This is a genomic window from Priestia sp. P1_B12_1 (assembly GCF_056406695.1).
Window position 1 is genome coordinate 119,887 of record NZ_JBFTZR010000008.1, and the last position, 20,622, is coordinate 140,508.

Sequence of the window (20,622 nt, forward strand, 5' to 3'; positions counted from 1 at the left end):
CATGAGTCATGATCATCACCACCATCATCATGGTCACCATCACCATTTTGATACACAGCGTGAAGGCAACAAAAAAGGTCTGTTAATTGCACTCATTATCACAGCGGGTATTATGGTTCTTGAGTTTGTTGGAGGGCTTTTTACAAATAGTTTAGCGTTATTATCTGATAGCGGACACATGCTTTCTGATACAAGCTCACTTGCTCTTAGTCTTGTAGCGATATGGTTTGCTAATCGAGCTGCATCGGCTAAAAAAACGTACGGTTATTATCGTTTTGAAATATTAGCGGCTCTTTTTAACGGAGTGGCACTGTTTGTAATAGCAGGATTTATCATCTATGAAGCCTATCAGCGCGTATTAGAGCCGCAGTCTGTAGCAAGCGGCAGCATGATGCTGATTGCTACTGTTGGTTTACTCGCTAATTTAATCAGCGCCTGGTCACTTATGAGACAAGGCGATGTAAAAGGAAACGTAAATTTACGCAGCGCTTACTTACACGTATTGGGAGATGCTTTAGGATCTATTGGAGCTATTGTAGCGGGACTTCTTATGATGGTGTTTGGATGGTATATTGCTGATCCTATTATTTCTGTAGTTGTGTCTGTATTAATTTTAAAAAGCGCTTGGGGCGTGCTTGCTCATAGCGTTCATATTTTGATGGAAGGCTCTCCTGAAGGGGTAGATCACAGTGAAATAAAAAACCTTCTTGAAAACATTGAAGGAGTCAAAGATGTGCATGATTTACACATTTGGACCATTACTTCGGGACTGGACTCATTGAGCTGTCATATGCGCGTAGAAGATGAAAAAGATTGTCAGCAAATTTTGCAAAAAGCCATCGATTTAGTACATGATCACTGCGGCATTGAGCATACCACGATACAAATTGAAAAATCAGCTCTTCAGCATCGAACGCTAAAAGTTTAAAAACAAGCGAGAACCTATAGGTTCTCGCTTGTTTTTTGTTGCATAGGCATCTTTTGTCCGAATACAAAAAGAATAATAAAAATAAAGCCAAGCATCCCGCTAATAATATTAAAAAAGCTGATATGGTGAAAGAACTGAATAAACGTGCCGCCTATGTAAGGGCCGGCAAGGCTTCCGATACTAAAAGCAATGCCGCATAGTAAATTACCTGTAGGCAGTAGACGAGCAGGAATCAAATCCGTCATATAGCTGATTCCTAAACTAAACGTCGAGCCTACAACCATGCCAGCTATAAATAAACAAGCTACTAATGGAATAGCTGTCTCTTCCAAGAGGCTTGCTGTAAAAAACGTAACGGCTCCAATTGATAAAATCCATCCTAATACCAATTTCCGTCCAAATTTATCGCTCAGTATTCCGAGAGGAAGCTGAAATACAATAGCTCCAACTGCAAAGGAAGTCAAGAGGAGTGAAATAAACTCTACTTGCAAACCAATTCGTAAGCCATATACAGGAAAGCTTCCGTTCAGTGATGATTCTAAAAATCCATATCCAAAAGGCGGCAAAAAAGCAATCCAAGCATACTTAGCCGCCTTAGAAAATCGTTTAGCCGTTTCTTTTAATGAATTAACCTCCACTTCCTGTAGGGGAAATTCATTTTTTATCAAAAATAAAAACACCCACGTTATGAGGCAGAGAGCTGAAGAAATCATAAAAGGAAGCGCTTGATTAATTTCAATTAACGGCGTCATTAAAGGACCAACAGCAAAACCAATACCGAAAAAAAGCCCGTACAATGAAATGTTTCGACCTCGTTTATCAGCAGGTGAAGACGATGTAATCCACGTTTGAGTACCAAAGTGCAGCGCGTGGTCTCCTATTCCAATAAATAAACGGAGCACAAACCAAAAAACAACAGATTTCCACAAGGGAAACAAAGCTAAAGACACAATAACTAAAAGTCCGCCTGCTGCGATAATTGGTTTATATCCGTATCTGCGAAGCGGCCCTTCCATGAAAGGAGAAATAAATAAAATGCCTAGGTACAATCCCGTTGCGTTTAATCCGTTTATAGTAGAAGAAAGACCGTCTTTCTCAAAAATAATAGCAATTAAAGGCAGCAGCATACCTTGGCTGAATCCAGAAATGGCGACAAGGCTAACTAAAATCCAGAAACGTTGTTTATGAGTAGCACTCATAGCACTCAACCTCTTTTTATCAATATTTTGTCAATCCAACTGTTTAATCGTACAAGGAAAACGCTTTATTGACAAGGATGTAGACGTGTTGTGCTGTTAATTTGACATCTTTTTATAAGGGAAGTAGAATAAAACATGTAAATAGTTACATGTTTTAATTTACAATTAAAAAGCAGTCGCTAGAATACACACAGTGCTTAAGAAAATAGCGACATTCACAATCAATGTCGGTACAGCGATTGTCATTGGTCATACAGGAAGTGCGAAATACAAACGCTTACAAAACTGCGTTTTTCTAGGCACTGCTGTGAGACGCTTAGATCGGATCGCGTTGTGTCAGACATATACGAAGTGTTATAAATCAAAGGAGCGATATAAAAATGGAAAAATTTATTGGAAATCATATGATTTACACGTACGAAAACGGATGGGAATATGAAATTTATATCAAAAACGAAAATACAATCGATTATCGTATTCACAGCGGAATGGTGGCAGGACGATGGGTTCGCGACCAAAAAGTAGATATTGTGAAATTAACAGAAGGTGTATATAAAGTATCGTGGACTGAGCCGACTGGAACAGATGTATCTTTGAACTTTATGCCTGATGAAAAACGGATGCACGGCATTATTTTCTTCCCAAAATGGGTACATGAACATCCTGAAATTACCGTGTGCTATCAAAATGATCATCTTAATTTAATGCATGAATCCCGTGAAAAATACGAAACATATCCGAAATACGTTGTACCCGAATTTGCTGACATTACATTTATCAAAAATGTCGGAGCGAACAATGAGGAAGTTATCGCTCAAGCGCCTTACGAAGGAATGACAAATGATATTCGCGCCGGAAAATTAATTTAACACAGAGTCATAAAAAAGGCTGAGACAAAAGTAGTTTAGTTGAAGGAAGATCCGAACGATGAATCGAGATTCTTGATGGGGAATCAAATTCGTTCGGATTTTTTTATGGTGACGGTGTAACAAGTATCCGTATTGAGAGTAGTTGGTTATATAAAAAGCGGTTTATAATGAAGTAAAGGAGTGAAGGAAATGGAATTCAACATGAAAAAAGAGGCGGGATTTACAACAAATCTTCCTTATGGAGAGCTACATATCGCCGGAGATGAAGAGTATGGCTTTCGTCCGTATCAGCTCATGGTATCGTCCATTGCTGTTTGCAGCGGAGGCGTGTTAAGAAAGATTCTAGAGAAAAAAAGGATTGCTTTTTCCGATTTACGCATCCAAGCTGATGTGACGCGAAATGATGAAAAAGCGGGGCGAATCGAAAAAATTCATTTGCACTATATCATCACAGGAGAAGACCTTCCATTAGACAAAATTGAAAAATCAATTGAGCTAGCACGAAAAAATTGTTCGATGCTACAGTCGGTTATTGACAGTATTGAAGTGACAGAAACCTTCGAAATTAAATGAGGTTGGGACAAAAATATTTTAGTTGAAGAAGATCCGAACGATGAATCAAACTCGTTCGGATTTTTATGGTGTTGTTACAAGCGGTTCAGCTCTTTGCTCCCATTTGTTCGTCTTCAGATGGAATGGACTTAGCTACGTCTCAATCTCATATTTCCTTCGGTTTGCTGCCGGCTTTATCAAAATAGCGCATGCGTTCAGGAGTCAGCTGAAGAAGCAAATAACTTGGGTCATCTGGGCTTTTAATCCACTCTTTTAACTTTTCATTCCAAAATTTCTTTTTTAACTCTTCGTTTGTTTCTACATTTACTTTCGCTTCTACCTCTACATATGGATCACTCCAACCTTGCCCATCATAGCCCAACAAAATATGAACGTAAGGGTTTTTTTCTAGTTCTTCGACTTTATGGGTATCTTTATTGGTGGCGGTGTAGAGCACAAGGTCTTCATGAAAAAACATCATAAAGCGTGAATAAGGTTTTCCATCTTGAATTGTAGCTAACGTTCCAATTGTATAGTCATCCAGTACGGATAAAATTTGATTTTTCACATCATTATTGCTCATTTTTTCACTCCTTATTATATCTTTTTACCCTTGGTAGTTTGGCTGATTTTTAACTATCTTAATCAAAAATCAATTAAGGGTTTATCATTTATAAAAATAGGTTAAAAATACTAACATTGACGGTGAGTCTATACAAATTCCATTAATTTGATATGATTGATTTTGTTGTCAAAAAATGAATAAGGTAGGTGTACATATCGATGATCAATCGGATTTTTCTAATAGCGGTTATTCTTGGGGTGCCGCTATCTGTTATTGGGCACATGATGCACTGGTCAGATGTTCTTATGTTTATTATTTACTGTTTAACAATCATTGCCCTCGCAGCTTTTATGGGGAGAGCAACAGAGAGCTTAGCTGTTGTAGCTGGTCCTCGAATAGGCGGTCTATTAAATGCTACGTTTGGTAACGCTGTAGAATTAATTATTTCTATTTTTGCTCTAAAAGAAGGCCTTACAGCTGTGGTGCTTGCATCGTTAACCGGTTCTGTATTAGGAAATCTCCTTCTTGTAGGCGGTCTTTCATTCTTCATCGGGGGATTAAAATTTAAGCGCCAAGAATTTAATGTCTATGATGCAAGACATAATTCTGGATTATTGATCTTTGCCGTTATCGTTGCGTTTGTTATTCCTGAAGTGTTTGCTAGCGAAATGGACGAAGCGAAGACCATGTCCCTGAGTGTCGGAATCTCCATTATTCTCATCATCTTGTACTTAGCGGCGTTATTTTTTAAGCTGGTAACGCATCGAGGGGTGTATCAGCATAAAAGTGAAGAAGTGGAAGAACATGAAGAGCCAGAATGGTCAATGTGGAAAGCGATTACTGTTCTCTTTTTGTCTACGTTAGCTGTAGCTTACGTATCCGAAAGCTTGGTTAGTACAATCGAAATTGTATCCGAAAGTTTTGGGTGGAGTGAGCTGTTCATCGGGGTCATCATTGTAGCGATTGTTGGAAACGCAGCAGAGCACGCTTCCGCTATTATTATGGCTGTTAAAAACCGCATGGGTGTAGCTGTTGAAATTGCTGTTGGATCCACTTTACAAGTCGCGATGTTTGTAGCACCAATATTAGTGTTAGTTTCGCTGATGTTCGAAAACCAAATGTCTCTTGTCTTTACTTGGCCTGAGTTGATTGCGATGGTAACGGCCGTATTTTTAACTATTGCTATTTCTAATGACGGAGATACAAACTGGTTCGAAGGTGCAACTCTTTTAGGTGCTTATATTATTATGGGAATTGGTTTTTATCTTATTTAAAAAAGAAGAGGCTGGGACAAACATATTTTAGTTGAAGGAAGAATCCGAACGATTAATGGTTCGGATTCTTTTTGTGTAAGTAAATAGAAGAATTTCCCTTTTAGTATTCAGGATAAAACAGGAGATGTTTGAAAAAACTATGGTTGCATTCATTAACGATGTTGAAAGGAGTTTCTAGATGTTACGTAAATTGCTTTTATTTGTGTTTACCATCATTATTTCATTTTCATGTTCAACGAAGATCGCCATTGCGAAAACAGCTCAGCCTACCATCAACGTGCCTTCTTCAGCTTTAAATATTTCAAAAGAAAATACGTATCCAAATGCTAGTCAAGATACGCCATATTTGCAGCCGAGTGAGTTTACAAAAGAGCTCATTGAAACATCAAATGTGAAAATTGAAAACCCTGATTTAATTCGTATATTAAATGAATCAAACATTTCTAAAACTCCATGGGCAATTGGTTTTAGAGCAACTATCTTTTTAGGACAGTGGCCATTAAATTACGAATCAACAGAAACAAACGTTAACTGGCAGCACCAGCGAATCAATACAAATCATTATGATAACAGAGCAGGAAAAACTCAGTACAAAATGATGTACAGCCAGGAAAATCAAAGCCATATAAAAGGCGGATTAACAGCAAAAGTACCTCAGCCTGATCATGTGAAACAAATGATGCTAATTGAAGCAGCTAAAAAAACAAAGCTCACTTTATCATTTCAAACGTTTGTAGGTGCCGGAACGAAAAAAGACCAGGTCTATAACGTAGCTCCTAAAAAAGTAGGTTATCTGTATGCGTATACGCCCGCTGTAAGTGAAAAAGGAAAAGTAACATATGGAGAAGTGTATGTAACGGTAAAAGGAAGCAAGCGTTCGATTGTAGTGAGAAATGTAACGTCTCAAGGAATTGGAGCATGGATTCCAGTACAAGATTATGTTTCCTTAAGCTTTGGGGCTTACGATCAGCCGAGATAACAAAAAAGAGATTCCAGTGGTGGAATCTCTTTTTGTTATTTTGTGATATTCGCTTGGAGTTTGCTAAAATCAGTATCTTGATAATAGCTGTTTTTCACCAAAATATTAGGTCCCAAACAAGACACTGCTGAACAATGACAGCTAAGTTCTTTAGAAATCGTGCTTTGCTGCCACGTATCAAAAGCGTCTGTAAGCTTTGTATCTTGAATGTTGCCAAGAGGAGGTGTATCACCAAAATCGGTTACGATAATATCTCCGTCAAAAATATTTACATTTAGGCGAGAGCGCCCGTCTGGATCGTTTCGAACGGTTACATTTTTACTGCTATATAAGCGTTGTAAGAGCGTTAAGTCTTCCTCATTATTGCTGCATGCATAAAACGGCAGCGTGCCGAATAGCATCCACACATTTTCATCTCGAATATCAAGAAGGTGATGAATAGCTTGACGCATTTCAGGAAGAGATAATGTTTCTAGAGTGCTGGCAAAGTCACTTGGATACATAGGGTGTACTTCGTGACGCTGACAAAGCATTTCATCCACAATTTGACGATGAATCTTTTCCATATGAGGAAGCGTACGTTTATTTAACATCGTTTCAGCTGATACGGTTACACCTGCTTTTACAAGCGCGCGGCTGTTTTCAATCATACGGTCGAAATATTTGGCGCGCTGCTCATAAGTAGGCTTTCGCTCCATCATTGCAAAGCCAGCTTCCACAAAGTCATCCATCGTTCCCCAGTTGTGAGAAATATGTAAAACATCTAAATAAGGAATGATTTGTTCGTAACGAGCAAGATCTAATGTTAAATTTGAATTAATCTGTGTACGGACACCTCGTTCATGTGCATACTTTAATAAAGGCACCACATAATTTTTCACAGAAGATAGAGACATCATCGGCTCTCCGCCCGTAATGCTTAACGCTCGAAGAGTTGGAATTTCATCGAGACGTTTTAAAATTAAATCAAGCGGCAGTGCGTTTGGATCTTTTGGCTGCAGCGTATATCCAACTGCGCAGTGCTCACATCGCATATTACAAAGCGTCGTTGTGGTAAATTCAACGTTTGTAAGCGTGGGTTTGCCATATTGTTTCATATCTAAATACGCTTCCCACGGATCGAACTCCGGGGTAATTCGTTGTAAAGTGGCCATAAAAAAACTCCTTTTATTTTTCCGTAAAGTGAAATGATGATGAAAACATCTCACGGTCCGTCCTGCTAGACTAAATTATACGTCTCATTCAAAACGGACACCAGTGACTATTATGGATTTTATTGCTTTTAGTTGTCAAATATGAAAGTATTCGTTAGGATATAAAGAAATACGAATGAAAAGCTATATCAGGAGGGTTTAAAATGGGAAACGCCGTTCGAGATAAAGATTCACAAGTACGTTATTTAAAAGATCGTTTAAATATGTTTGTACACGTATTAGACTCTATGGAGCCTGAAAACACAGACCTAGAAGACATTGACCGTTTGATTACAATGATTGATGACCTCGAAGCAAAATGTGAGCAGTTTAAAAAAGATAAAGAATGAACAAAGGAAAAAGCGCTAGAAAAACTAGCGCTTTTTTGCTTGAAGTGGAAATCCTCCTATAAAGGTCTTTCGAAACAATTTTTGAAGGAGTATAATAAATTTTGAAAGTTGTACGACAGATAGATAAATACATACATTAGCGGGATATGGGAGGAATTAAGTGATGATTGAAGCTTTAAAACAAAGCATGTACGATTTAATTGTTGAAACATCTACAAAATTGCCAAAAGACGTTCGACGTGCTATCGCAAAGGCAAAAGCGCGTGAAAATGCAGGAACTCGTGCAGCAATGTCTTTAGCAACCATTACCAATAATATTAAAATGGCGGATGATAATTTATCACCAATTTGTCAAGATACAGGTATGCCAACATTTAAAATTAAAACCCCTGTAGGAGTGAATCAGCTTCAAATTAAAGAAGCGATTTATTGGGCAATTGAAGAAGCAACAAAGCACGGAAAGCTTCGCCCTAACTCCGTAGATTCGTTAACGGGAGAAAACAGCGGTAATAATTTAGGCGGCGGCACGCCGGTTATTAAGTTTGAACAGTGGGAAAATGACTATATTGATGCGCGTCTTATTTTAAAAGGCGGCGGCTGTGAAAATAAAAACATTCAGTACAGCCTGCCTTGTGAAGTAGAAGGTTTAGGTAGAGCTGGCCGTGATTTAGACGGAATTCGTAAATGTGTGATGCACTCTGTGTATCAAGCACAAGGTCAAGGCTGTAGTGCCGGCGTCATTGGTGTTGGAATCGGTGGCGACCGTACAACAGGCTATGAATTAGCAAAAGAGCAGCTGTTCCGAAACTTAGATGACGAAAATCCAAATGCTCAGCTGAAAGAATTAGAAGAGTATGTAATGGAAAATGCCAATAAGTTAGGAATTGGTACAATGGGCTTTGGCGGAGAAACGACATTACTTGGCTGTAAAGTCGGCGTTATTAATCGTATTCCTGCTAGCTTTTATGTGTCAGTTGCGTATAACTGCTGGGCTTACCGCCGTTTGGGCGTTAAAATCAATGCCGATACAGGAAGCGTTCAAGAGTGGCTATATCAAGAAGGCGAAGAAGTAGATTTTAATAAAAATGCAGGCGAAGAAGAGAAACAAAATGCGGATGAAACAAAAGAAGTTGTATTACAAGCACCTATTACAGAAGAGCAAATTCGTGAATTAAAAGTTGGCGACGTGGTGCGTATCAACGGTATGATGTACACAGGACGCGACGCTATTCATAAGTATTTAACAGATCACGATGCGCCAATTGATTTAAATGGACAAATCATTTATCACTGTGGTCCGGTTATGTTAAAAGATGAAGATGAAAAATGGCACGTAACCGCTGCAGGACCAACAACAAGTATCCGTGAAGAACCGTACCAAGGAGATATTATGAAGAAATTTGGTATCCGAGCGGTTATCGGTAAAGGCGGTATGGGTCCTAAAACGCTTGCTGCTCTTCAAGAGCACGGCGGCGTATACTTAAATGCAATCGGCGGAGCTGCACAGTACTATGCTGACTGTATCAAGAGTGTAGAAGGCGTTGATTTGATGCAGTTCGGTATTCCTGAAGCAATGTGGCATTTAAAAGTAGAAGGCTTTACAGCTGTAGTGACGATGGATTCACACGGAAACAGCTTGCATGCAGATGTAGACAAGTCTTCATTTGAAAAGCTTGAGCAATTTAAAGAACCGGTATTTAAATAAACATACGTCCGAAGCGTATGGTAAAAAGTAACGTTCATGAACGAGAAAATTGAGTGGATACTAAGCGTAAAATGACTTCCGAAAGGAGCTTCTTATGCGCCGGTTCACCTTTTTTCTCGTTTTTTTATTTGTGATGTCAACAGGCATAGCATCTGTTGAAGCACAAATGTATCCAAACACTCCGATCAGCTGGGGATTTCAAAAAAGCAAAAATCACAAGCCTGCATCCGCAGGTACAGCTTATGAACAAATTCTTGCTAAGTATGATGCTTTTTATCTCGGAGATACAACTAAAAAAAATATTTATTTAACATTTGATAACGGTTATGAAAATGGCTATACACCGCAGGTATTAGACGTCCTCAAAAAAAGAAAGGTTCCTGCGACGTTCTTTGTAACAGGACATTATTTAAAAGAAGAGCCTGAGCTAATTAAGCGAATGGTAAAAGAAGGGCATATTGTCGGCAATCATTCATGGCATCACCCTGACTTAACTCAAGTGGATGACAAACGTTTTAAAGAAGAACTGCAAAAAGTAAAAGATGAATACAAAAACATTACGGGTCGTGATGAAATGAAGTATCTTCGCTCACCTAGAGGCGTATTTAGTGAACGAACGCTAGCTCTTTCAAAGCAAGAGGGCTATACGAACGTATTTTGGTCACTTGCATTCGTTGACTGGAAAGTGAATGAACAAAAAGGCTGGCGCTACTCATATGACAATATGATGGCTCAAATACATCCAGGTGCGATCATGCTTTTGCATACTGTTTCAAAGGATAACGCAGATGCATTAGATCAAGCGATTGTAGATTTAAAAAAGAAGGGCTATACGTTTAAAAGCATTGATGATTTAATGAACGAACGCAAACAAATGAAGAAAAGTTCTTCTAAAACGAAATAAAGATAAAAACCGATGGGAATGTTTCTCCTGTCGGTTTTTTGCTGTTGAAGTGTTATAATATGCGTTGATGTCTTTTTTAAAGCGATACGGTCTACTAGGTTTTAAGCAGCTAAGGACCGTTAATAACTATACAAAGAATTTAAACTAATCGGAGTTGGTCTCATGAATAAACCAAAAACTGAAATGAAAGTTCAAAAAGGACAAACGTTTCCGTTAACGATAAAAAGGCTCGGTATTAATGGAGAAGGCGTAGGATATTTTAAGCGCCAAGTCGTCTTTGTGCCGGGAGCACTACCAAATGAAGAAGTGGTTGTAGAAGCAACAAACGTTCAGCGTAATTTTGCCGAGGGGAAAATCAAGCGAATTCGCAAAAAATCTCCTCATCGCGTAGAAGCACCCTGTCCTATTTACGAGCAGTGCGGAGGCTGTCAGCTTCAGCATTTATCGTATGAAGGTCAGCTAGAATCTAAGCGCGATATCGTTTTGCAGGCGTTCGAACGTCACAGTTCATTAAAAAAAGTAGAAGAGAAAACACGCCAAACGATTGGCATGGAAGATCCTTGGCGCTATCGTAATAAATCCCAGTTTCAAGTGGGTATGGACAAACAAAAAGTCATCGCTGGTTTGTACGGACTGAACTCTCACCGCTTGATTGATATTGAAAACTGTCCCATTCAGCATAAAGCTACAAATCACGTGACAAAAGAAATAAAACGAATTTTACAAGACCTTCAAATTCCTATTTACAATGAGCGCAAACGCCGTGGTATTGTACGTACTATCGTATCTCGAGTAGGATTTGAAACGGGTGAAGTGCAAATTGTCTTGATTACGGCTAAACAAGACATTCCGAAAAAAGAGCTGCTGATTAAAGAAATTCAGCGTCGCCTACCGGAAGTGAAATCGCTCGTACAAAACGTAAACGGCCAAAAAACATCGCTTATTTTTGGAGACGAAACGTTTACTCTTGCTGGAAAATCAGTGATTCAAGAAACGTTAGGGGACATTTCATTCGAACTTTCAGCTCGTGCATTCTTCCAGCTGAATCCTCTTCAAACCGTGAAGCTATATGACGAAGTAAAAAAAGCAGCTGCGTTAACAGGCAGTGAAAAAATTGTAGATGCTTACTGCGGAGTAGGGACAATTGGCTTATGGCTTGCTAAAGATGCCAAAGAAATTCGCGGAATGGATACGATTGAAGAATCGATTGCAGACGCAAGAAAAAATGCCCAAGATCATGGGTTTGAGCATGCTACGTACGTAACGGGTCCGGCTGAGAAATGGATGCCGCAGTGGGTAAAAGAAGGCTGGAAGCCAGACGTTATCGTCGTTGATCCGCCGCGAACAGGCTGTGATGACAAGCTTCTAAAAACGATTTTACAAGTGAAGCCAAAGAAAGTGGTTTACGTTTCTTGTAATCCATCCACATTAGCCAAAGATGTGCAGCAGCTGTCGAAGGCTTATCATGTTGATTACATTCAGCCTGTTGATATGTTTCCGCATACGGCGCACGTGGAGAATGTGGTGAGTTTGACGTTAAAAAAATGAATAGAAAAAGAGTAAAGGGCAGATTAGATTCTGCTCTTTTTTCTTTGAGCTGTACTCTTATTAAATGGAGAAAGTTGTTAAAATTCAACATCTGTTCTTTTAGTGTAAAAAAATATCTTAGTATAGTGAGATGAAATTCCCATAAAGTTTAGTCATGGAAAGTGTTACGTCGCTAAAGAGAAATTACATAAGAGGGTTAATGCCTTTAAGATAAACTATAGTGACGTCTTTTATACAAATAATAAACGCAAACTCTATCCCAAAACCCAAACCTTTAACCACATCGATAATACTATATTAATAAAACTACTAAAAAGTATGTACAAAGGGGAAGAGGTTAAATGGACTCAATGTTTTTAAAAGGACTTACGGGCGAAGTGGTAACGCCAAAAGACCCCATTTATGAGGAAGCTCGTCAGGAATGGAATCGCGCTATTGATAAATTTCCGCTTGTGATTGTGTACTGTGAAAAAAAGCAGGATGTTGTGAATGCGATCCACTGGGCGCGTAAGCATCGTGTTGAGATTCGCATTCGATCTGGCGGTCATCATTATGAAGGATATTCTACGGGTGACTGTGTATTAGTCATTGATATTAGTCGATTAAATGGGTTGAAATTAGATAGGAAACGGAACATTTTAAAGATGGAAGCAGGAGCGAAAAATACGGAAGTGTATGGTTTCATTGGTTCGAACGGATATGTTTTTCCAGGAGGAACGTGTCCGACTGTTGGGGTGTCTGGCTTTACGCTTGGTGGAGGCTGGGGACTTTCAAGCAGGCTTTACGGGTTAGGATGCGACAGCTTGATAGAGCTAGAGTTAGTCAATTATGAAGGAAAGCTCATCAAAGCAAACAAATCGTGTAACGCTGATCTTTTTTGGGCATGCCGCGGTGCCGGTGGCGGTAACTTTGGCGTTGTAGTAAGCATGACGTTTCAGCTTCCAAAGCCAACGAACAGCTCTGTGACGCTCGTTCGCTTCTTTTATGTAGGTACTACAAAGGAGAAGCAGAGACAAGTGATGAATATATGGCAAAACTGGCTGCCCGAACTGGACAAACGTATGACGCTAGTTGCAAGCTTTTATAATGCTGAAGGAGAAGGGTTAGGCATATTTGCAAACGGCTTCTTTTACGGCTCCCCAGAAAGAGCTCGGAAGATTTTGCAGCCTTTTGCAGAAGCAGAAGGGTTTCAAGTAGAGCTGGAATCATTACCTTTTCTTGAAGCGGTAAAAAAAATAGAGGAAACCTATCCTCCGTCTGAAAAATTTAAGTCAACGGGAAGATTTGTGCAAAGAACGTATTCACGTGTTGAGCTTGAAAATCTTACAGATCTCATCCAGCGTCCAGCAGAAGGTTCCGTGTATGCTGCGATTTCTTTTTATGCACTAGGAGGAGAAATTCGCCGTGTTGGTAAAAGAGAAACGGCTTTTTTCTACAGAAACGCCAGATATATTATGGGGTTTCAGTCTATATGGACAGACGATGCATATGCAAGAGTCAACAGAGATTGGCTTCGCAAGCGATTTGAATATATTAAAAGTATGACGATAGGCTCCTATGTGAATTTCCCTATCAGCAACCTTAGAAATTACGAACGTGAGTATTTTGGAGACAACGCAGAGAGATTAGAAAGAGTGAACAAAAAGTATGATCCGTTTAATGTGTTCAGGTTCCCGCAGGGACTCAGGTAGCGTGCGGAAAAGGATACTAAGTTGACGATTGAAACTGTTCCATTACCTTCTTTCGAAGAAGGTAAATAAATGAAAGTAATCTTTCTTGTTGACAAAGCATCCAACTGGTATTAGAATAAACAACTATTCGACAGTCATTCTATTGATTGAAAAATTTAATACGTAGAAAGCTATGATTGCTATGGATCACACTATAGCAGGAGCAGCTTCTGGAGAGATCGCGAGAGTTTCGCGACGCCGAAGGGTTCACAATCTCAGGCAAAAGGACAGAAGAGTACCGGATATTTATTTGGCGTGTTACTAATTGGTAGCCTGTGCCTTAATATTTGTTATTCTTATGACCATGAGATTGGAGCGCATCCAATCTCTTTTTTTATTGGACTTTATTTGTAGTCCGCACGATCGCATCAAAGGTTTTATTGTTAGGAGGAGTTAGAGTTGGAACAACGAGAATTAAAGAGGGATTTATCCAATCGTCATGTTCAGCTAATTGCGATTGGGGGAACCATTGGTACGGGCTTGTTTTTAGGTTCTGGTAAAGCCATACAGCTTGCGGGTCCCTCTATCATCTTTGCTTATTTAATTGTTGGTATTGCGCTTTTCTTTGTGATGAGAGCGTTAGGAGAACTACTGCTTTCTAAAGCAGGTTATCAATCACTAACAGATATTGCTGAAGAGTACCTTGGACCGTGGGCTTCATTTGTCACCGGATGGACGTACTGGTTTTGCTGGATCATGACAGCTATGGCTGATGTCATTGCCGTTGGTGTATATGTGAAATATTGGTTCAATATTCCTCAGTGGATTCCTGCACTTATTTGTGTAATCATTTTATTAGGGCTTAACTTATTAACCGTAAAATTATTTGGAGAATTAGAGTTTTGGTTTGCTTTAATAAAGGTTATTACGATTCTTGCGTTAATTATTATTGGCGTTATTTTGCTGGTAATGGGATTTAAAACAGACGCGGGATCCGTTACTGTTCAAAACATTTGGAATCACGGAGGACTGTTTCCAAATGGGGTTTCAGGTTTCTTACTTTCATTCCAAATGGTTATATTCGCATACGTCGGGGTTGAGTTGGTAGGGGTATCGGCAGCAGAAACATCAAATCCCCAAAAAAATATTCCATCGGCCATTAATAAAATTCCGCTGCGAATCTTATTTTTCTATGTTGGAGCGCTTATCGTTCTCTTATTTATTAACCCGTGGATGGAATTAAATGCAGCAGAAAGCCCATTTGTTAAAACCTTTAGTTTAGTCGGAATTCCTCTTGCTGCTGGAATTATTAATTTTGTTGTATTAACTTCAGCCGCTTCTGCTTGTAATAGCGGGATGTTTTCAACAAGCCGTATCTTATATAATTTAAGTAAAAATGACCAAGGGCCATCTAAGTTTGCAAAACTGAATAAAAATCACGTACCAAGCAACGGATTATTTGTATCTACGCTGGTCATCTCAGCGGGAGCTCTTTTAAGCAAGCTTATACCAGACCAAGCTTTTGGCATCGTAACGACCATTAGCGCTATTTGTTTTATTTGGGTGTGGAGTATCATTCTTATTTGCCATCTAAGGTATAAAAAGACGCGTCCGCAGCTGCATGCAGCATCAGCATTCAAAGCACCGTTAACACCATTTATAAACTATGTTGTATTAGCATTGTTTGCGGTGATTCTTGTTATTATGCTGTTTTCTGACGCGACGCGCCCAGCCTTATTGTTGACGCCTGTTTGGTTTATTCTCTTATTTATTTTTTACTGGACTAGAAGGGGAAAATAAATAAATCTTTAAAGGCTAGAAAATCAGCAGGAAACAACCATAATTTTTTATAAAAGAATATAGTAAACTTTTGACCTCATCACTCCGTGATGAGGTCTTTTTAGTGGAGATAAATAATTGATTTCTACTGCATGAATAAAATGCAGGAAGCAAAGTTTATAGAAGAAAACTAAAAGTTGTTCTAACAGAAAACACAGTGAGAAAGCTCATAGTTTTCTGTTAGGAATGTAGAACAAATTGCTTTTCTTCTATGTCTAAAGATGGAATTCCGTCATTTATATGGAAAAGTCTTCATTTTGGAGTACAATGAAGGTAGACTTCATTAGATTAAGGTGAACAAACATGAAATGGTTTAAATCTCATACGTTTTGGAAAATCTTCACGATTAACGTGCTTCTTATTTGTACCATATTAACGCTAATGTTTATTGTTTCAAGAGTGATGCTGCCTAATATTTCTCAAGATCAATATCGACAGGTAACTGATAAAACCGTCAAGAGAATGAAAGAGCAAATTAACGTCGTCATTAAAGATATTTGGAGCCTAGGCGACGAGGTACAGCAAGATCCTATTTTTTTATCGGATGATGAACAAGAAATAGACAAAGAATTGCAGAAAATAGTTAATATTTCACCGTATATCGATAGCGGAACCATTTTTAATGTAAAAGGGTATGTTGAGCATTATTACCCGAATGATTTAAAAAATATGAAACATGTGAACTTAAGTAAAAGAAAATATTTTCAAGAAGCGCTGCGAACCAAAAAAATATATTTAAGCGATGTCGTTTCAGCAGATACAAAGCACTACATTGTGGTGATGGCGATTCCTATTTTGGATGGGCAGCAAAATGTAAAAAAGGTTGTAAATTTAGCGCTGCGAATTGAAGAAAATAAAAGTTTTCAATCCATCTTTCAAACGTTTGATATAGGAGAGAACGGCTATACATTTATCGTAGACCGCAATGGTAGAATTATTTCCCACCCAGAGAAACAGAGAATCGGTGAAAATGCCAAGAAAAATGAAATCGTTCAGAAAACGATGAATCATAAATCAGGATATCAGCGCGTGGTGAACACCGAAGGTAAGTATTTCTTTGCGTCTTTCGAATATATTCCTGTCTTGGATTGGGGAATTGTCGCTGAATTACCCGTTGAAGAAATTTACAGGCCTTATGAAATGTTTGAAAAAACTCTTTGGATCGTTTCAGGCGTTACGATTTTACTGCTTTCTTTTTTTACTGCGTTATATGCAAGGCAAATTGTGAATCCTATTCATAAACTATATGAATTGGCGGGACAAGTAGCGCGCGGGAATTTTAATCAAAAAATTCCGGAACGAGAAATTGAGCGGGGCGAAATCGGTATTTTATCTAAACAATTTAATGAAATGATTAGCTATATACGCCATTCTAAAGCAAATTTACAGCAAAAAGAAAATCAGCTGCAGGAACAAAAAACGTTTTTAAGACAAGTTATTGACATTAATCCAAGCTATATTTATGCTATCAATCAAAAAAGGGAATTCATTCTCGTTAATGAATCTTTTGCGATGCTCTTAGATGAAAAATCTGATGACTTAATTGGACAATCAATTGATAAATATCAGTTCAACCTCCAATCAGATCTTTTATATAAAGGGGCGTTTTCAAACTGTACCCAAAAAGGGATGGTATTAGAAGAACAGTTTAAAGATTCGAAAGGAAACCGGCGCTGGGTCGAAACAGCAAAACTTCCTATTATGAATGAAAAACAGGAAGTGATTCAAATGCTGTGCGTATCGACAGATATTACGGAGCGTAAAAAGGCAGAAGAGAAGCTTAGAACTTCTGAGAAGCTTGCCGTGGTAGGAGAACTTGCAGCTGGAGTGGCTCATGAAATCAAAAATCCTTTAACTTCTTTAAAAGGCTTTGTTCACTTATTAAAAGAACAACATCCTAAAGATGCTTTGTATATAGATATTATGGAAACTGAATTAGAGCGAATGAATGGAATAGTAGAAGAATTTTTGATGTTAGGAAAACCTCAGGTAATGAAGGTTGAATCTTTGAATATGCAAGCGCTTGTTCAAGAAGTGTGCTCACTTCTTGAACCTGAAGCAGTAGAAAGGGAAGTAGCTTTCATATTTGAAAGAGACGACCAGTTACCAAGGGTGTATGGAGATAAAAATCAGTTAAAACAAGTATTTATTAATATTATTAAAAATTCTATCGAAGCAATGCCTGAAGGAGGAGCTATTCATATTACGACTAAGGTAAAAGAAAACCACCTTTGGCTGCAGCTTGCTGATGAAGGACAGGGTATTCCTCCTGAACGGTTAGCGAAGATAGGTGAGCCTTTTTATAGTACAAAAGAAAAAGGTACAGGTTTAGGACTGATGGTCAGCTATCGGATTATTAAAGCTCACCACGCGCAGATGACGTTTTCTAGTCAGTTAGATAAAGGAACAAGTGTGGATATATTGTTTCCAATCATAAAAAAGTAGGGGAAGTTCCCCTACTTTTTATTATTATACTTATAATATATCAAAAGCCTTGATGGTACTAAAATCAATGAAAGTACTAAAGAAGATATCCACAGGTTAACAAGCAGTTAACTGCTGAATTATATAGGATATTCACAACTTTATCCACACTATTAACATTTTTTCAGAAAATTTACATAAAAATTACCCACTGTTATTTCAAGTTATGAAAGCGGTAATATGCATATTCAATAAAGTTATACACATTATCCACATAATTGTGGGTAAACTTTGTGGATATAGTAGAGTATTAAAAAAACGTAAATCATACGCTTGAAATCTTCGTGTTATTATTTTTACATAATATAAAAACGTCCTTCCGATACAAACTGTACAGAAAGGACGTTGGGATGATCAAGCGTTGGATAGAGATGTTTTGCCTCACTTATTTTTTCGTGTAGCCGCCTGCACGGTCTGCTTTTTTAAACTCGCGGCCGTAATAGATTTCTTGAGCGCTACTTAACGTATTTTTTGCGTTTTCTTTTCGTTTTTTTTCAGACATAAAAAACCCTCCAATTAACGTTTTTCGATCATGCTACTTATTTTTTCCAGAATCTCTCGTTTTTAATCATAAAAAAAAGCTCTCCGTTACACGGAGAGACTCTTACGCTTCTTTAAGCTGGTGATCTTCTTGAACGTCTTGTTCGTGACGCAAGTAGTATAATGTATACAAGTCTTTTGGAATTTCGTATAAATCATATACGTCTTCATGTTGATTAATTTCATCGTATAAAGCTTTGTGTGTTTCATTCGCAAGTACTGCGTAAGGCAGTTTTTCTGCAGCCTTAATAGACCTGATATTGATTTTACGAATTCGCATAAAAATTCGCTCTATATTTAACTCAAAGAACAGTTCATTAAAGAACGCTTCTTTTGCAATTTGATTATATCCTTTTCCATGAAACGGTTTGCCAAGCCAAGTGCCTAAAAAACCAGCTTGGTCCTGTACATCAAATAAATTAATGGTGCCGATAGGGTTACCCCATTCGTCTAAAATCGTGCGAGAAATGATTTCTCCATGATCTTCTGCTTCCATCGTTTGTTTAGTCACAAATAAAAATTCTTCATAGGAATGGGCTTTATGACGAACAAAAGGGAAGACATCAGGATGTACCATGAGTTCGTATAGAGATTGACAGTCATTTAGGTCACGTTTTTTTAACATAACTTTTCCCTCCTGATCGAGGGTATATACAGACTCCAATCAAGTCCCCACCCTCGAAATTTTTTAATAATTAAAAAAATTTCGGGGTGGGAATCGAACCCACTAGAACCAGTTACCTGGTGGCGCACCATTTGCCTTCCCATTACAAGTCAACAAACATAAAAAGTCAACGTGTGATGTTTATGCTTTTGTGAAATTCACATGCTTCTAAACGTATCATACTAAAAAAAATAAAAAAAGAAAATAGGTAAAATGTTAATTTTTTTTAAATAATATTTTACCATTTATCATCGTAAAAATAGGCTTTGCTAAGTAGTGAAAAGGATGATGGCTCCATAGCACCAAATCAGCGTCTTTTCCTGCTTCGATACTTCCAATTCGCTGATCAATACGGAGATTCCGAGCAGCAGCAATCGTGATGCCTTCTAATGCTTTTTGTTCTTCGAGCCCTTCACGTACGGCAATGGATGCACAAATATTTAAGTACTGAATGGGCGTATAAGGATGGTCTGTTGTAATGGAAACTTCTACTCCTTCATTGCAGAGAGCTTGATAGGTTTTCCACGTTTTATTCTTCAGTTCAACCTTTGAGCGGCGTGTTAAAGTTGGTCCCACGCTTACTTTTAAGTTTCTTCCCCCTAGCTCTTTAGCAATTAAATGCCCTTCTGTGCAGTGTTCAATACGAACGTCTAAATTAAATTCATCTGCTAAGCGCAGAGCTGATAGAATATCATCGGCTCGGTGAGCATGAATTCGAACGGGAATCTCTCTATTCAGTGCTTGAATGAGTGGTTTGATTCGCAAATCATCTTTATTGTCACTGCTTTTTGCATGATAAAAGGCTTCTCTCAGCATCCCCATAATACCCATTCGTGTAATGGATTCTTTATTGCCATGGCTGTGGATTCGTTTTGGATTTTCTCCTAGCGCAATCTTAAGTCCAGCTGTCTCTTGAATCAACATCTGAGAAATACTTGTTCCGGCTGTTTTAATAACGGACGTTGTGCCTCCGATCACATTTGCACTTCCAGGCATAATGTGTACAGACGTAATACCCGCTTCAATGGCATCTTTAAACCCAGGATCTAAAGGATGTACGCTGTCAAAAGCTCGGATATGGGGAGTCATAGGCTCGATTGTTTCGTTAGCATCATTTCCGGCCCAGCCGGTTCCTTCATCATATAGTCCTAGATGTGTATGAACATCAATAAATCCAGGGAATAAATAGCGCTGTTTGCAGTCAATAACTTCTACTTGAAGAGGAGGCTGCAAGTTTGGCCCAATTAAAACAATTTTTCCATCTTGAATGAGCACATCACTATTATAAATAGGTTTTGACGTAATAGGATAGAGCGTTGCATTTTTCAAGAGAATGGTTTTCATAAAGGATGCTCCTAT

At 38.4% G+C, this 20,622-nt stretch carries 18 protein-coding genes and 1 riboswitch; of the genes, 12 read left to right on the forward strand and 6 right to left on the reverse strand.

Going from position 1 to position 20,622, the window contains the following annotated elements; all coding sequences use genetic code 11:
- Nucleotide 1 precedes the first annotated feature (1 nt).
- Nucleotides 2-928, forward strand: a complete 927-nt coding sequence (locus AC1D0Y_RS22605) for a cation diffusion facilitator family transporter (RefSeq protein ID WP_028410138.1) — start codon at nt 2-4, stop codon at nt 926-928.
- 14 nt (nt 929-942) lie between these two features.
- Here AC1D0Y_RS22605 and AC1D0Y_RS22610 read toward each other — a convergent pair whose 3' ends face one another.
- On the reverse strand, nt 943-2,127 hold the full coding sequence (locus AC1D0Y_RS22610; RefSeq protein WP_013081525.1) for an MFS transporter: 1,185 nt from the start codon (nt 2,125-2,127) through the stop codon (nt 943-945).
- Nucleotides 2,128-2,507: 380 nt separating this feature from the next.
- On the opposite strand from AC1D0Y_RS22610, the gene AC1D0Y_RS22615 reads away from it, so the two are divergent.
- Together AC1D0Y_RS22615 and AC1D0Y_RS22620 are read left to right on the forward strand one after the other, a co-directional pair.
- Complete coding sequence (locus AC1D0Y_RS22615; RefSeq protein WP_060746125.1) at nt 2,508-2,996, forward strand: phenolic acid decarboxylase; 489 nt, start codon at nt 2,508-2,510, stop codon at nt 2,994-2,996.
- 189 nt (nt 2,997-3,185) lie between these two features.
- Nucleotides 3,186-3,569, forward strand: coding sequence for an OsmC family protein (locus tag AC1D0Y_RS22620; protein ID WP_028410135.1), 384 nt, complete (start codon nt 3,186-3,188; stop codon nt 3,567-3,569).
- A gap of 145 nt (nt 3,570-3,714) precedes the next feature.
- Here AC1D0Y_RS22620 and AC1D0Y_RS22625 read toward each other — a convergent pair whose 3' ends face one another.
- Complete coding sequence (locus AC1D0Y_RS22625) at nt 3,715-4,131, reverse strand: pyridoxamine 5'-phosphate oxidase family protein (RefSeq protein ID WP_060746126.1); 417 nt, start codon at nt 4,129-4,131, stop codon at nt 3,715-3,717.
- Between the two features lie 200 nt (nt 4,132-4,331).
- Here AC1D0Y_RS22625 and cax point away from each other — a divergent pair, with 200 nt between their 5' ends.
- Together cax and AC1D0Y_RS22635 are read left to right on the forward strand one after the other, a co-directional pair.
- Nucleotides 4,332-5,387: a calcium/proton exchanger gene (cax, locus tag AC1D0Y_RS22630; protein ID WP_016762856.1), complete on the forward strand. Its 1,056-nt coding sequence runs from the start codon at nt 4,332-4,334 to the stop codon at nt 5,385-5,387.
- A 178-nt stretch (nt 5,388-5,565) separates the two neighbouring features.
- A complete protein-coding gene (locus AC1D0Y_RS22635; protein WP_025752771.1) occupies nt 5,566-6,366 on the forward strand; it encodes a YfkD famly protein in 801 nt (266 codons plus the stop codon).
- A gap of 35 nt (nt 6,367-6,401) precedes the next feature.
- Here AC1D0Y_RS22635 and yfkAB read toward each other — a convergent pair whose 3' ends face one another.
- Nucleotides 6,402-7,520: a radical SAM/CxCxxxxC motif protein YfkAB gene (yfkAB, locus tag AC1D0Y_RS22640; protein ID WP_034263747.1), complete on the reverse strand. Its 1,119-nt coding sequence runs from the start codon at nt 7,518-7,520 to the stop codon at nt 6,402-6,404.
- Between the two features lie 203 nt (nt 7,521-7,723).
- Here yfkAB and AC1D0Y_RS22645 point away from each other — a divergent pair, with 203 nt between their 5' ends.
- From AC1D0Y_RS22645 to AC1D0Y_RS22675, 7 genes are all read left to right on the forward strand, one after another.
- Nucleotides 7,724-7,909: an SE1561 family protein gene (locus AC1D0Y_RS22645; protein ID WP_013081532.1), complete on the forward strand. Its 186-nt coding sequence runs from the start codon at nt 7,724-7,726 to the stop codon at nt 7,907-7,909.
- A gap of 163 nt (nt 7,910-8,072) precedes the next feature.
- A complete protein-coding gene (locus AC1D0Y_RS22650; RefSeq protein WP_286128294.1) occupies nt 8,073-9,614 on the forward strand; it encodes a fumarate hydratase in 1,542 nt (513 codons plus the stop codon).
- A 94-nt stretch (nt 9,615-9,708) separates the two neighbouring features.
- Nucleotides 9,709-10,518: a delta-lactam-biosynthetic de-N-acetylase gene (gene pdaA / locus AC1D0Y_RS22655; protein ID WP_060746130.1), complete on the forward strand. Its 810-nt coding sequence runs from the start codon at nt 9,709-9,711 to the stop codon at nt 10,516-10,518.
- Nucleotides 10,519-10,680: 162 nt separating this feature from the next.
- The gene (gene rlmD / locus AC1D0Y_RS22660) at nt 10,681-12,066 is read left to right on the forward strand and encodes a 23S rRNA (uracil(1939)-C(5))-methyltransferase RlmD (RefSeq protein ID WP_060746131.1); all 1,386 of its coding nucleotides are present in this window, start codon (nt 10,681-10,683) and stop codon (nt 12,064-12,066) included.
- 341 nt (nt 12,067-12,407) lie between these two features.
- Nucleotides 12,408-13,757, forward strand: coding sequence for an FAD-binding oxidoreductase (locus AC1D0Y_RS22665; RefSeq protein WP_060746132.1), 1,350 nt, complete (start codon nt 12,408-12,410; stop codon nt 13,755-13,757).
- Between the two features lie 199 nt (nt 13,758-13,956).
- Nucleotides 13,957-14,037: riboswitch (glycine riboswitch) on the forward strand.
- A 158-nt stretch (nt 14,038-14,195) separates the two neighbouring features.
- Nucleotides 14,196-15,536: an amino acid permease gene (locus AC1D0Y_RS22670; RefSeq protein ID WP_060746133.1), complete on the forward strand. Its 1,341-nt coding sequence runs from the start codon at nt 14,196-14,198 to the stop codon at nt 15,534-15,536.
- Nucleotides 15,537-15,878: 342 nt separating this feature from the next.
- Nucleotides 15,879-18,020: a cache domain-containing protein gene (locus AC1D0Y_RS22675; RefSeq protein WP_477707933.1), complete on the forward strand. Its 2,142-nt coding sequence runs from the start codon at nt 15,879-15,881 to the stop codon at nt 18,018-18,020.
- A gap of 424 nt (nt 18,021-18,444) precedes the next feature.
- Here the strand turns inward: AC1D0Y_RS22675 and AC1D0Y_RS22680 are convergent, their stop codons facing one another.
- From AC1D0Y_RS22680 to AC1D0Y_RS22690, 3 genes are all read right to left on the reverse strand, one after another.
- The gene (locus AC1D0Y_RS22680; RefSeq protein ID WP_013055148.1) at nt 18,445-18,561 is read right to left on the reverse strand and encodes a YfhE family protein; all 117 of its coding nucleotides are present in this window, start codon (nt 18,559-18,561) and stop codon (nt 18,445-18,447) included.
- 102 nt (nt 18,562-18,663) lie between these two features.
- A complete protein-coding gene (locus AC1D0Y_RS22685) occupies nt 18,664-19,224 on the reverse strand; it encodes a GNAT family N-acetyltransferase (RefSeq protein ID WP_013055149.1) in 561 nt (186 codons plus the stop codon).
- A 255-nt stretch (nt 19,225-19,479) separates the two neighbouring features.
- Nucleotides 19,480-20,607 carry an amidohydrolase gene (locus tag AC1D0Y_RS22690; RefSeq protein WP_028410125.1) on the reverse strand — a complete coding sequence of 376 codons (1,128 nt, stop codon included), beginning with the start codon at nt 20,605-20,607 and terminating at the stop codon, nt 19,480-19,482.
- Nucleotides 20,608-20,622: the final 15 nt, after the last annotated feature.